Below are 14353 nucleotides of genomic sequence, written 5' to 3'. Positions count from 1 at the left end.
ACCCAGCACATTGGTCTTTGCAAAGCGCAAGGGGTCACTAATCGAATTGTCTACATGCGACTCGGCCGCTAGATGCAGCACGTGGGTAAAGCCGTGAGTGGCAAAAAGCGCATTAATCTGCTCGGCATCGTTGATGTCGGCCTTTAAAAAGCGGTAGTTGGCACGCGACTCAAGTGAGGCAATATTTTCGTACTGGGCGGCGTACGAGAGGCTGTCTAGGCAGAAGATCTCGTAGTCAGGGTAGGCAGCGCAAAAGCGGTGCAGCACGTGCGCCCCAATAAAGCCTGCCCCGCCCGTAATAAGTAATCGCATACAGTAATTTTATGGCTTACGCCTTAATGGACACTAGTATTTCCTTTACAGGCTCTTTAACCAGTACAAAACCCGTGGAGAGCACCACCCCTAGAAAAGCCCAAATCACGACCATTAAGCCGCGCTTAGGAGCAGAACGCTCGGTGGGAATGGTAACGGGTTTTAGGGTAGAGAAAATCGGGGTGTCTTTAGCAACTTGAAGCTTTGCCTGTTCTAATTGCAGGGCTAATTCATTATACACGTTTTGTGCAATAACCAGCTCTTGTTCCTTTTTAGCAAATTGGCTTAAGTACGACTGGGAGTTTATGTTCTTATTTTCGTCTCGTGCTTTTGCAACCGTCTCGAGTAGGGCGTAATAGGCGGTTTGTTTTTCGTCGAACTGTTGCTGGGTATACCCTAAGAATTCTTTCGCGTTTTTTATCTTAAATTCAATTACTTGCTGCTGTAAGAGATACTGAGCGTGCTGGGTCAAAAGCGCAGAAAGCGTAGGGTCGTCCGTGGTAAACGAAAGTGAAATAAATCCCTCTTGTTCATTGACGCTAAGTTCCATTTGAGAGTCAAGAGTGTCGAATAATCCCTGTTCCTCTTCAAAGACACGTAAATCTTGGTACCTATCCTCTAAGGGTATGGCCTGGGTACTTTTAAATAAAGACAGCACCAGACCGGGAAGTCCGATGGTATATTTCTTTACTAAACCAAGTACATTTTTTTCTGAATCTTTTAGATAGTCCCCATAGGAGCGCAGGCCCTTTTCAGTGGGCACTTCAAGGGAAAGAATCTTGCGCTTTAAGGGAATCGAGCTCATGATCTCGGGATACAGCAAGGGAGAAATCTCCCCGCCAGCTGCTGGAGAACCAATACTGATTCCAGCCAGTGAAGCCAATCCACTAAGGCTGCTACTTTTTGGAGCCGAACTTTGCGGTACAAACACTGAAGTCGCGGTAAACTGTTCTTTGCTTACCAGTGCTATAATGACCCCTAAAAGTATGGCTCCAAGGGTACATTGGAGTATCCATTTGCGACTAAGCCATACCGTCTTAAGCAGTGCAATAAGATCTATAGAATCGTCTTCAAAAATCTGTGGCTTGTTTTCCATATTAAAGCCTTTGAGCCAGAATTACGGTGGTAAGGGCGCCTGTAACTAAAGAGAATATGCGAATAAATTGATCCATAAATTTATTGGTATCCGTATTATTATTATTATTATCCGCTTTAGGGACTTTTCGCGTAAGAACTATTCTTGATTCGGGCAACACCTTAGGGTTATTTAAAAATTTTATTTGCTCGGATCTTCCATTAGGCAAGACCACAAACTTGTCTTCAACCTCAGAGCGGATAAGCCCTCCTGAATTGCGTATATAGTAATTCGCCCTTTTCCCGGGTTCATAAATTAAACTAGATTCATTGTTAATGGCACCTTCTACCCTAACAAGGCCGTTATTATCACGTATTACGATGAGGTCTCCGTCTTGAATGAAATCGCGATTTTTGGTGCGTTTCAGATCCAGGTAAATAATTTCCCCTGCTCGAGAAATAAAGGAGGCGTCAAGATTGGCTGTATTTTTCAGCCCTCCTGCTTTTTCAATAATGTCCTCAAAGGTATTGAGTTCGTATTCTAGGGTAAGGTTACCCGGATACACCACCTCGCCAGATACCGCTACGGTGACTTTGTCGGTTACCCCGGCTTGCTTTCTAACAGCTACCACGTCATTTTTTTGAAGGTAAAACGGAGAACTGGGTTGTTGTTTTAATCCAAGGATATAATCCAAATCTATAGGTACTTCAAAACGCTCGGTAACTTGACCCAGATTAACATCGAATTTTTCGCGGTTCACCACCGCCAGTTCTCTATCGGCGTATTGGGTAAACCCCCCAACCTGAAGTATAGCGTCTTCTACCGTCATTTTCTCTCTCAATTGAATCGAAGCGGACCCTTGGGTATACCCACCCACGACGACTTGAGGATTGAGCTCTATATTTACCCCTTGGGAATACAGTTTTACGATGTCTCGGGGTTGCACGTAAATGCTTTTTAAACGCTGTCTGTCCAGTAATTGGTAGGTGTTGATTTGGTAAAGTCCAGAAGAAGGATTGAATCTAAAAACATCCAATCGCGTATCCAATAACTGAGCAAGGTAGGTCTCTTTTTCAAAGTCGGTAGCTTGAAAAATAAGATCATAAAGCGATAGATTCTCGCGCCAGAAAACATCTATAGGTTCCGTAACAAACCCGGTGACAGAGACCCTATCTTCTCCTTTAACTTCTTGCTCGCTATACACCCTTACTTGATCTTGATCCTCCAATAAAACCGTTTGCGTGCCTTTCAACACTTCGGATAAGTTATAGGTCTTAAATACGAGTTCTCCCTGATCGTTTTCTTTAAAGATATCTACTTTATTCAGGTAGGTATTGGGTTTAATTTGCTTAGCGGCTAGGTCGATAAGCGATTTTAAATCCGCAAATTGTTCGACCGAATAGGTGCCTGGTTGGTAGACATTACCTTGGATGGATACTTGGTTCACTACGCGGTCCAAAATAGCATTGAAGCTCACCTGATCGCCGTCTATAAGCGAAAAGGGTTTATTCTGCTTTCTGTACTCTTGGAGGTTAATTGAGGTCAGAAAGCGATCGTAAATCTGCTTTTGGGAGCGATTCTCAAAAGGTATAATTCGGGTAATATTTACGTTTTCAAGGGAGGCGGTGGCGGGCAATCCCCCTGAATATTGGATAAGCTGCTCGATACCTTCTGTTTGTTTTAATTCGTAAACACCCTCTTTTTTTACCCTTCCTTGGAGTTCCACGCTGCTTAAGCGTTGCGGAATAAAAACGATATCGTTATTGGTTAGGCGAATATCATCGTCTAGGTTTCCTGTGGTTATATAGTCGTAAAGATCCAGTGTTTTCAATAATTTATTATCTCGATACACATGAATCTCACGCAGGGAGCCAGAAGACTTTATACCTCCTGAACTGTACAGGGCGTTTAAAACACTGGCGAATCCAGAAATAAGATGAGGTCCGGGAGTATTGGACTCGCCCAAAACGGTAATTTTTATGGGCCTTATTTGGGTCAGCGAAACATCGATAAAAGAGCTCTGCGGGGTAGACAGTAAACTTTCAATGTATTTTCCGATATAGGTAGCGAGCCGGTCTTTCAGGGAGGCGAAGTCGCTTCCAGACACCATAAGCACCCCTATTTGGGGTAGGGTAATATTGCCATTAAGGTCTACTGTAACCTGTGCTTCGTAGGAAGAGCTACCAAAAACTATAATCCGTAACTCGTCTCCGGGGGCAATGATGTATCCCTGGTCAATATTGCCCACCAGGTACTCTTTTTCTGCAAAAGGGTTGTTGTCAAAAATCTCATACCCAAAAAAACGAGACGGCACCGGGTTAGGACTTGGTGTTGGGGTTTGTTCCACAGTTGCCATAGCCCCTAGGGGTAGGGCGGTGGTAACCATTTCGGCAACTACTGGGGTATCGGTACCCCCTGAAGCAGGCGGCGTAGATGGCGTTGAATCGGTAAAATAGGTGGCTAAAAACACGTCGTAATCGATCCCTCTAATGCGGGCCATTTGGCGGGCTTGTGACTCGGAGATTCCGCGTTTAGCCAGTTCGCTTTGCACTTGTGAGGTGGTGGTTATATTTTGAGCCCTAGCGGCTCCGGCTAATTCTTGAGCCGATTGGGCGGTGATTTGTGGTGCTGCTAAAAAAACGCATGCACAAAGTAAAACCTTCTTTAAGAGATTGTTCATTGCGGGATAGGATTGAAAAAAAGGTTACCCTTTACCATAAGCCTAAGGACACCTGTTGTACTTAAAAATTAATTGATACATGCAAAGATGTTAATTATTTTGTATTTACATAGGGAACTGTAAAATATAACTTACCAAGGTAATTACAGGTATTTTTAGTATAGGCAATATCATGTAAATATGTATTTTACCCCCCCCCCGCATACCTTGAAAACCTTTTAATTGCCTATTTTTAGGACTTAGAAATGTACGATACGGACCTCTCCCGATATGCGGGTGTACATTGACTTGGTTAGAAAAAAATGTATCGGTTAAATAAAAAGCTTAGCAACCACCAACCAAATACTTCTAAACATGAATGGGAGTAAAGATTTAAGGTTCCTGACCTTGGATAGCGTAACTGTTTACGTCGAGGTTATACTGCAAAACTACCCCTTGTTTTTGCTAGGTTCAGCCCTATTGGCTTTTTTTATAAACCACTACCTCTCTAAAAAAGTCCTGCTTATTGCCCTTAAAAAACGGCTTTTTGCCCAACAATCCCTGCGCAGCTCGCACCGGCACCCTACCCCGGCCTTAGGTGGGATCCCTATTTTTGTGGTGGTTATGACCAGCATGTTACTGGCTATAGGTGTCGGGTTTAGTAGCACTATCGGCTTTACTCTAGCTTCTTGCTTTATCTTATTTTTAACGGGCTTAAAGGACGACCTTGTGGGTGCCTCGGCGCGCTCTAAGTTTTTGGCTCAGCTGCTAGCGGCCATTTTATTTGTGGTAAACCCCGATTTTGCCTTGGACCACCTCAGCGAATTCTTGGGTATTGGTCTAATGGACTCCATCTGGACCTACGTTATCGGTATGGTGTTTATCGTCTCGCTAGTAAACGCCTTTAACCTTATTGACGGCATAGACGGACTCGCGGGCATGACCGCCATTGTGAGTTTTTCGGTATTTGGGGTGTATTTCTACCTAAACGACCACTACGAGTACACGATCTTTTGCGCAACACTGATTGGCGCTCTGGCCAGTTTTTTGACCTTTAATTTCGCCCTACCTGGTAAAAAAATGTTTTTGGGCGACACCGGAGCTCTTGTAGTGGGATTCTTACTGGCTGCTTTTGCCCTGCGTATTTTGGAGCTGCAGCCTTTGGAAGGATTTGTAGGGTTTTATCCTAAAAATGCGCCGCTTTTTATTTTATCGGTGCTCATCATACCGGTGCTGGACACGGCGCGTATTATTGTAATTCGTCTTTCTAATGGCCAAAAGCCTTGGTATGCCGACCGCTCACATATGCATCATGTGCTGCTGGATGTGGGCTATAGCCATAAAGAGGCTACATTTCGTCTAATTACCCTACAGCTGGTGGCTATTTTGGGCTATATAGTGGTGGAAGGTGCGGGCCAGGTGGCCCTGCATTTTTATGTGCTGGCGCTTTACGGTAGTGTTATAGCTCTTTTTGTGGGGTTACGGGCTAAGGTGGGAGCTAAAGATGGGGCTCATCCCGCTATAAATGCGTAAGTTTAAGGAGCTTTAAAACAGCGCTAATAAAAATAAAAAGGCGCTATGCGCCCTACCAGCAGTAGGTGAAATTATTAATAATCTTTTTTAATTCCAGCGCCTTGACATGGGATTTAATTAATTAATAAATAATTAAAGTTGAGAGGGATAGAAGGACTTTGATTAATCAAGTTTTTTCAAATCAATGAGTAAGGAGAGATACAAGAAAATACAAGAAGAAATAGAAGGCTACGGCTTTACCATAGTAGCTAAAGATATGATGCGCCCTTGGGGTGCTTTGTAGCTTTTAAATTAGTACATATGAAAATTTGTATCACTGGAGGGGCAGGATTTATTGGCTCGCATGTCGTAAGATCATTTGTAAACAACTATCCGAATTATAAGGTTTTTAATCTCGACGCATTAACCTATGCCGGGAATCTAGAAAATCTTCACGATATTGAAAAAGAACCTAATTATACATTTCTAAAGGCAGACATAAGAAACCAAGAAGAAATCAGCTCGTTATTTAAGGTACATCAGTTCGATGGCGTTATTCACTTGGCGGCTGAGTCTCATGTTGATCGTTCGATTTCGAATCCCTTGGCTTTTGTGGAGACCAATGTTCTCGGAACGGTTAACCTATTAAACGCTTTTAAATCGGTTTGGAACAACAATTATGAAGGAAAGCGATTTTATCACGTTAGTACCGACGAGGTATATGGAACTCTTGGAGAGGAAGGACTTTTTACCGAGAAAACTGCTTACGACCCACGGTCGCCTTACTCCGCCTCAAAAGCCTCATCGGATCATTTCGTAAGAGCGTACGGAGAAACTTTTGGATTACCATATGTCTTATCTAACTGTTCAAACAACTATGGAGAGTATCACTTTCCGGAAAAGCTCATTCCGCTATTTATTAATAACATTATGTACGGTAAGCCACTTCCTGTATACGGGGATGGGAACTTTACTAGAGACTGGCTTTATGTTCAAGATCACGCAAGAGCAATTGATTTAATCTTTCATAAAGGGCAAAATCACGAAACCTACAACATTGGAGGGTTTAATGAGTGGAAGAATATTGATCTGGTAAGACTTCTGTGTGCTCAAATGAATGATAAATTAGGAAGAGAAAAAGGGGAAAGTGAAAAACTAATCACTTTTGTAAAAGATCGTCCAGGTCACGATAAAAGATATGCGATAGATGCTACTAAGCTTAATAAAGAATTAGGATGGTACCCTTCTGTAACCTTTGAAGAGGGCCTTTCAAAAACCATCGATTGGTTTTTAGAAAATACACAGTGGCTTGAGAATGTAACTTCTGGGGCTTACCAAGATTATTACCAAAAACAATATCAATAAATGAAAGGAATTGTTTTAGCAGGGGGTTCTGGCACAAGGCTATATCCCATCACCAAAGGGGTATCAAAGCAGCTTCTTCCAATCTACGATAAGCCGATGATTTATTATCCGATATCTGCACTTATTCAGGCGGGTATTAGAGATATTCTGATCATATCAACACCACAGGATCTTCCAGGATTTGAGCGTTTACTTGGGGATGGTTCTACACTTGGTTTGAATTTTTCCTACGCCGAACAACCCTCTCCTGACGGTCTAGCGCAGGCCTTCATTATCGGGAAAGATTTTATTGGAAATGACGCAGTGTGTTTAGTGCTTGGCGATAATATTTTTTACGGTCATGGTTTTGAGGATTTGGTAAAGCAAGCACGAAAGAATGTGGAGGAGATTCAAAAAGCTACTGTATTTGGGTACTATGTAAATGATCCAGAACGATATGGGGTCGCCGAATTTGATAGCACCGGAAAAGTTTTATCTATCGAAGAAAAACCATCGAATCCTAAATCTAATTACGCGGTTGTAGGTCTCTACTTCTATCCTAATTCAGTTATTCAAATAGCAGGGAATATCAAACCATCCGCACGTGGTGAACTTGAAATTACCTCTGTGAATGAGGAATACCTTAATCGCTCTGAATTAATGGTGAATGTCATGGGACGCGGCTACGCATGGCTTGACACAGGAACACACGATTCTCTTTCCGAGGCTAGCGAATTTGTGAAGGCGCTAGAAAAACGTCAAGGTCTTAAGATTGGATGTATAGAGGAAAATAGTTTAGAACAAGGTTTTATCACTAGAGAACAAGCAATGAATCTTGGAGAAGAACTTTCAAAAACAGAATATGGCCAGTACCTAATCAGAAGAGCTAAACAATGGAAATAATTAAAACCTCTATAGAAGGTCTTGTAGTTGTCCAGCCTAGAGTTTTTGAAGATGAACGCGGGTATTTTATGGAATCCTACAAGGAGTCATTCATAAAGAATAATTTTCCAGATATACACTTCATACAAGACAATGAATCTAGATCCTCTTACGGCGTATTAAGAGGTCTTCATTTTCAAAAGCCACCTTTTGAACAGACCAAACTAGTAAGGGTAATTGTTGGAGAAGTATTAGATGTGGCTGTGGACCTTAGAGAAAATAGTCTTACCTATGGTAAGTGGGAGTCGGTTATATTGTCAGGAGAAAACAAAAAACAATTTTTTATTCCAAAAGGTTTCGCGCATGGTTTTGTCGTTTTAAGCAATAGCGCAGTACTTTGTTATAAAGTTGACAATCCGTATGAACCAGATTATGATTCTGGAATAAAATTCAATGATGAAACTTTAAAAATCAACTGGAAACTTCCAATAGAAGAGATTATAGTATCCTCAAAGGATTTAGGTCTTAAAAGAAAAAGTGACAAAAAATGAAAAAAATACTTCTAATTTTTGGGACCAGGCCAGAAGCAATAAAAATGGCACCATTAGTAAAAGAATTTCAAAACCATCCTCAACATTTTCATACAAGAGTATGTGTAACTGCGCAACATCGCGAAATGTTAGATCAAGTTCTAAATTTCTTTGAAATTCAGCCTAATTATGATCTGAATATAATGAAACCAGGACAAAATCTTTATAGCCTTACAGCCTCAATAATTGAATCACTTAAGGATATTTTAGAAGACTTTAAACCTGATTACGTTTTTGTCCATGGAGACACAACTACAACAATGGCAGCCTCGATTGCGAGTTTCTACAGTGGTGCAAAGATATGCCATGTAGAGGCAGGGCTTAGAACTTTTGATAAATACTCTCCATTTCCAGAAGAAATAAACAGACAAATAACCAGTAGAATATGTGATATTCATTTTGCACCAACTGAAAAGGCAAAAGAGAATCTTGAAAAGGAAAATATATCAGCTAAAAATATCCTAGTCACAGGGAATACGGTAATTGACGCTCTTTTCGAAAGTGTTTCTAAAGTTGAAAATATATCTAGTCCGGGAATTAATCATATCAAAGAACTAATTCAACCAAATCAAGAAATTATACTAGTTACAGGCCACAGAAGAGAAAATCATGGTGATGGCTTTGAGCGAATATGTAAAGCACTAAAAGACATAGCTAATAATAAACCGGAAGTTCAAATAATTTTCCCAGTACATTTAAATCCTAAAGTTCAAGAACCAGTTCAAAGATTATTATCACACTTATCTAATGTTCATCTACTAGAACCTTTAGCATATCCAGATTTTATATGGTTAATGAATAGGTCAAAAGTAATATTAACAGATAGTGGAGGTATACAAGAAGAGGCACCAAGTTTAGGTAAACCTGTATTAGTAATGCGAGATACTACTGAAAGACCAGAAGCGGTGGAGGCCGGAACTGTTATACTTACAGGAACAGACGATGCAATTATTGTTAAGGAAACACTAAAATTACTAAATGACAAAAATTACTATAACACAATGAGCGCACTCCATAACCCCTATGGGGATGGTACAGCTTGCAGAAAAATTGTAGATTTCATAAAAAGCAAAACATGAATTTAGTAGTTATTATTGGGCTAGGGTATATTGGCCTTCCAACATCAGCCTTAATTGCGAAGAATAAAATCCAAGTATTGGGTGTAGATATAAATGAGGATGTTGTTGACACTATAAATAAAGGTAAAATACACATCGTAGAACCTGAATTAGAGAATGTAGTTAAAAAAGCAGTAGAAAGTGGTTTTTTAAAGGCAAGTAAATTTCCACAAAAAGGAGATGTTTATCTAATCGTTGTGCCAACACCTTTTAAAAGTAATCATGAACCAGATATATCATTTATTGAGTCCGCAACCAAAGAGATAATTCCAATACTCAAAAAAAATGATCTCTATATAATTGAATCTACTTCTCCCGTCGGCACAACGGAGAAAATGAAAGATTTAATATATAATTCAAGGCCAGATCTTGTAAATAATATCTATATAGCGTATTGCCCAGAAAGAGTCTTGCCCGGGAATGTCTTGGAGGAATTAATCCATAATGACCGTATTGTTGGCGGCATTAATAAGGAATCTTCGAGTAAAGCAGCAGAATTTTATAAAAAATTTGTAAAAGGAAAAATACACATTACCGATTCTAAAACAGCAGAAATGTGTAAGTTAACAGAAAATGCATCCAGGGATGTACAAATAGCATTTGCAAATGAATTAAGTATAATTTGTGATAAGGCAGATATAAATGTTTGGGAATTAATAAACCTAGCCAATATGCATCCTAGAGTGAGTATTTTACAACCAGGCTGTGGAGTTGGAGGCCATTGTATTGCAGTTGATCCTTATTTTATTATATCAGAATATAAAAATGAGTCAAGAATTATATCACAAGCAAGAAAAATCAATAATTATAAACCGGAATGGTGTTTAGATAAAATTCTTGATGAAATTAAGCAATTTAAAAAACAGTTTAACAGGAATCCAATCATTGGAATTTATGGTTTAGCTTTCAAACCGAATATTGATGATTTAAGAGAATCTCCTGCACTGTCTATTGCACTTAAATTATTAAACACATATACAGAGGATAAATTAATGTTCGTTGAACCTAATATAAGCTTCCATAATAAAATTAAAATTTCAACTCTAGGAGAAAGTCTTGAGAAAATCGATGTCGGCGTAATATTAGTAGGCCACAAGGAATTTAAAAATATCAATATTCGAAAAGAAAATATTAAATGGTTAAACTTCGTAAATATTTAATCCGTAATAAAGAAATAAAAAATTGACAAAAATTGGAATTATCATACCACTGTATGAAGCTCAGAAACATAAACAGGTGATTGAGCAAAATCTAAAAGTGAAAAATGTAAATTTCTACCTTACTTCAGAAATTAAGGATTTAGAATATTTTAATTTTTTAAAGGACAAATTTAAGCTCCATAATAATATACGGTTCATCGACAAAACCATTTATCATAAAAAAGGAGCATCTCACTCACGAAACTTATTATTAGATCATGTTGAAGAAAAATATGTAATCAATCTGGACCAAGACGACCTGCTTATTGAATCGGGCATAGAAGAATTGCAGAGAATTGAAGGAGAATATGACTTAATTTTCACACCTCTCACACTAGAAAAGAATAATATAAAAATCAAAAAAAGAACAATAATTTTTAAATCAAGGATCCTCAACCTTTTATTGATCTATTTTTACTATCCTCCTAGAATATGTACAGTAGTATTCAATACAAAGAAATTAAAAGCATTACATGGATTTCCTTTAATTACTTCTGGGGGCGAAGAATGGCTTCTTTTTCGAAAACTCTTTGAGAAAAAACTGTCATTTTACCAAATTCAAAAAAGCCATACCCTTAAAATAGAAAATGGCACGAACCTATCAAACACACATAAAAAAGACAGACTAAGATCCTTAGAAGATATAGTCCTTTCTAACTCAAGCCACTTTCAAATATTGATATATAAATTAGGTAAAATTTTCAAAAAATGAATGTTTACATACATAGTTCACTTAAGGCACTAAATTTCGGAGATGAACTTCTAGCACTGATATTAATCGATAAGATTGACGAAAGAAATTCAATTTATATTAACAGTATTCCTGGAAAAACTACTATTTTATTTGATAAGCACCCACAATTAAGGAATATTAATAAAAAGTTTCCGAAAAAAATAGATCTGTTACTTTTTGGAGGAGGAGGTTATTTTGGGTCACCAAAAGTAAAATTTTCAAAATGGGATGTAAGATTTATAATATCATTTTGGAAACTTCTAGTTTTAAAAATTTTAAAGAATCCAAAATCAATGATAATCGGCACTGGTATTGGACCTAATTCATTTCTCTCAAAAAGAATAATAAAAATATTACTAAGAAATAATATTTCGCCTATAAGAGTAAGAGACGAAGAATCCAAGCGATATCTTGACCAATATTTGAAAAAACCTACAAATATTGAAGTTATAAGAGACTTAGCTAGTTATAAACATTTATATCCTGAATTTTTAAATTCAAAAATCAAAAAAACGCAACGAAAAGAGATTTTAATTCACAACATCTATCTTAAAAAGTTTACACAAACAGGAATAGAATATCTTACCGAATTGAACAAAAAAGGGTTTGACATAACAATAATAGCAGATTCAGAAAAAACTAATAAAAAAATCGGCACAATTACCAAGGAATGGGAGCGAATTGGTTTCAAAATTAGCTCAATTCAATACACTAATTTGGAAGAATTACTAGAAAGAATTACGTGTTCATATCTAGTTATTACCTCAAAGCTTCATGTAGGTATAGTCTCAACAACGTTTAATATACCCACTATATCAATTCCTGAGCACATTAAAACAATACGCTATCATAGATCAATTAATAACGAAGAATTCTGTATAGAAGATTCACTCATCACAAAAGAAATCATATCAAACGCTTTGAATAAAACATATAATCATGGTAATGAAACAATCCAAATCAAAATTCCATGAAATAGTAATACTAGCTCCAATTTCAGAAAATAAAATCTCAGGGCCATTATTTTCAAATACACTATTAGCCAAAGAGTTGTCAGATAAGTTTAATGGTAAAATTCAACTGATAAGCACTAAGACTAAAAAAGAATTTTGTTTTAACTCAATCAATGTTCAGCCTGCCAACAAAGTCAAAATAACTAGGAATACAATTCTAATTTTCACTGGATTATACGATATTTCTATTTTTAAATTAGCTCTCAAATATAAATGTAAGGGAGGGCAATTAATCTTCTCGCCAAGAGGAAACATTACCAAAAAATCACTTTTGAAAAGTATTCACAAAAAGATTTTATATTTTCCAATCATATATTTCGTGTTGAAATATTCCAAAAAGATTCACTTTCTTTCTGAGCTAGAATTTGAAAATAGTGCTTTAAAGTGGCTTTACAAATCAAAGGCAATTTCACATCCAAATCCTATTTTGTTTTCTGAAATTAAAAATATTGATAGAACATTGCAGCCTAGAGATGAAATTAAATGCATCTTCATTGGTAGATATGATATACACCACAAAGGACTAGACCTTTTATTGAAGTTTGTTCAAAAAAATCTTTCTTCCCTAAAAAAACATAAGATTGTTTTCTATTTATATGGCTCAAATTACAGAAAGGGTAAAGAGCAATTAAGTAAAGTCATAATTACTAAATCTCTACAAGATCGAATAAAGCTACATGATTCAATTACCTCTCCCAAGGTCAAAAATTCAGTTATTCTAAATTCTGATTATTTTGTGCATTTTTCAAGATATGAGGGAGTCCCACAATCTGTAATTGAAGCTATGAATTATAAATCTAAAGTAATTATCACAACGCATTGCAATATAACAAGCCAAGAACTAGGAAAAGGATCTATTCTAATTAGGGATAATAAGGACTGGAATAACTTAGTCTCCAACATAATAGCAAATAAAGATATCCTGGAATGTAATCATAACTTGAAAACGTTCTCCCCGGATTCATTTCTTAAAGAAATACAATGAGAAGTAAATTTTTAAATGGAAATAATATATTAATTACTCTTCCGATTTTAAGCTCGATATCACTTTTTATTTCATTTTTTTTTAATATTTATTTAATAGAACATCAAAGTCCACAGATAAGTGCTAGATTCTTTTCGGATTTTTCATTTGGAGCAATGATTGCAGCTCCTACGACTTCGATAATTAAATCAATTTTATTAAAATATGAGTTTGAAATTCCTTACATCAGTAATTTGACAAAATTGTTAATTGCACTTTTTATTATTGTTATCGTCTTTTCCTTCCCAAGGATATTCCTATTAGCTTCTACAATATATATAATCCCAGAAACAATTTCCTTTAAATTTGTTAGGGGAGAAAAGCACATATTAGGTTTAATTTTCCAAAAAATATTACCCTATTTATTTTTATTTTCATCTTTTTATTATCTAAGCTTTTCAAATGATGACTTATTTACGATTTATATAACAGCCTTCGGTTTATCTGTTTTTACATTATTGATTATACTTTTTCTAAAAGTAGAAAATCGTGTTAATCGATCCACAACAACTTTTAAAAAGGTAACCAAAGGAATTTCACTTCAACTTGTTGTTAATCAATTTAATCAAGGAGTAATATGGCTCCCTATACAATACTTCAACTTTCTAGGTTTAACCGAATCTGTTATTTTTTATCGGTTGCTAATCCAACTTAGAACTTTATTGCTTGTGCCTTTTAATTCGTTCAGATCGAAGATTATAGTTTTTCTTATAGGAACAAACTCAATAATTCAAAATCAATCGCATTTAAAATCAATTAGAGTCCTAAGATTATTTTCTATAATTGGCGCTTTGCTTATTGCACTTGCCATACTTTTTGCGCTCCAAGTTGACCTAGAAACTAAAACACTTATTCTTCTAAAATCAAATCAATATTATTTGCTGTTTGGAAA

General features: G+C 37.0%; 13 protein-coding genes. 10 read left to right on the top strand and 3 right to left on the bottom strand.

Annotated elements, in window-relative coordinates; translation table 11 throughout:
- The 3 genes from KG732_RS12645 to KG732_RS12635 all read right to left on the bottom strand — a co-directional run.
- The coding region (locus KG732_RS12645) for a GDP-mannose 4,6-dehydratase (protein WP_213524330.1) at nt 1-312 on the bottom strand (312 nt) is incomplete at its 3' end.
- 16 nt (nt 313-328) lie between these two features.
- On the bottom strand, nt 329-1408 hold the full coding sequence (locus KG732_RS12640; RefSeq protein WP_213524329.1) for a Wzz/FepE/Etk N-terminal domain-containing protein: 1080 nt from the start codon (nt 1406-1408) through the stop codon (nt 329-331).
- A 1-nt stretch (nt 1409) separates the two neighbouring features.
- A complete protein-coding gene (locus KG732_RS12635) occupies nt 1410-4067 on the bottom strand; it encodes an SLBB domain-containing protein (RefSeq protein ID WP_213524327.1) in 2658 nt (885 codons plus the stop codon).
- Between the two features lie 354 nt (nt 4068-4421).
- Here KG732_RS12635 and KG732_RS12630 point away from each other — a divergent pair, with 354 nt between their 5' ends.
- The 10 genes from KG732_RS12630 to KG732_RS12585 form a co-directional block, all read left to right on the top strand.
- Complete coding sequence (locus KG732_RS12630) at nt 4422-5579, top strand: MraY family glycosyltransferase (RefSeq protein WP_213524325.1); 1158 nt, start codon at nt 4422-4424, stop codon at nt 5577-5579.
- A 300-nt stretch (nt 5580-5879) separates the two neighbouring features.
- The gene (gene rfbB, locus KG732_RS12625) at nt 5880-6923 is read left to right on the top strand and encodes a dTDP-glucose 4,6-dehydratase (RefSeq protein ID WP_213524323.1); all 1044 of its coding nucleotides are present in this window, start codon (nt 5880-5882) and stop codon (nt 6921-6923) included.
- A complete protein-coding gene (gene rfbA, locus KG732_RS12620) occupies nt 6924-7805 on the top strand; it encodes a glucose-1-phosphate thymidylyltransferase RfbA (protein ID WP_213524321.1) in 882 nt (293 codons plus the stop codon).
- A complete protein-coding gene (gene rfbC, locus KG732_RS12615; RefSeq protein WP_213524319.1) occupies nt 7796-8335 on the top strand; it encodes a dTDP-4-dehydrorhamnose 3,5-epimerase in 540 nt (179 codons plus the stop codon). Before rfbA ends, rfbC begins: the two co-directional genes overlap by 10 nt.
- On the top strand, nt 8332-9453 hold the full coding sequence (wecB, locus tag KG732_RS12610) for a non-hydrolyzing UDP-N-acetylglucosamine 2-epimerase (protein ID WP_213524317.1): 1122 nt from the start codon (nt 8332-8334) through the stop codon (nt 9451-9453). Before rfbC ends, wecB begins: the two co-directional genes overlap by 4 nt.
- Nucleotides 9450-10652: a UDP-N-acetyl-D-mannosamine dehydrogenase gene (gene wecC, locus KG732_RS12605; RefSeq protein ID WP_213524315.1), complete on the top strand. Its 1203-nt coding sequence runs from the start codon at nt 9450-9452 to the stop codon at nt 10650-10652. Before wecB ends, wecC begins: the two co-directional genes overlap by 4 nt.
- 22 nt (nt 10653-10674) lie before the next feature.
- Nucleotides 10675-11403, top strand: coding sequence for a hypothetical protein (locus KG732_RS12600; RefSeq protein ID WP_213524313.1), 729 nt, complete (start codon nt 10675-10677; stop codon nt 11401-11403).
- Nucleotides 11400-12398: a polysaccharide pyruvyl transferase family protein gene (locus tag KG732_RS12595; RefSeq protein ID WP_213524311.1), complete on the top strand. Its 999-nt coding sequence runs from the start codon at nt 11400-11402 to the stop codon at nt 12396-12398. Before KG732_RS12600 ends, KG732_RS12595 begins: the two co-directional genes overlap by 4 nt.
- The gene (locus KG732_RS12590; protein ID WP_213524309.1) at nt 12370-13422 is read left to right on the top strand and encodes a glycosyltransferase; all 1053 of its coding nucleotides are present in this window, start codon (nt 12370-12372) and stop codon (nt 13420-13422) included. The genes KG732_RS12595 and KG732_RS12590 overlap by 29 nt, the downstream gene beginning before the upstream one ends.
- The coding region (locus KG732_RS12585; RefSeq protein WP_213524307.1) for a hypothetical protein at nt 13419-14353 on the top strand (935 nt) is incomplete at its 3' end. The genes KG732_RS12590 and KG732_RS12585, both read left to right, overlap by 4 nt.

Origin of the sequence: Nonlabens sp. (assembly GCF_018401815.1) — a bacterium.
Classification (GTDB): Bacteria; Bacteroidota; Bacteroidia; order Flavobacteriales; family Flavobacteriaceae; genus Nonlabens.
Note: the sequence above shows the minus strand (reverse complement) of the source record. Positions and strands in the feature narration are given on the sequence as shown.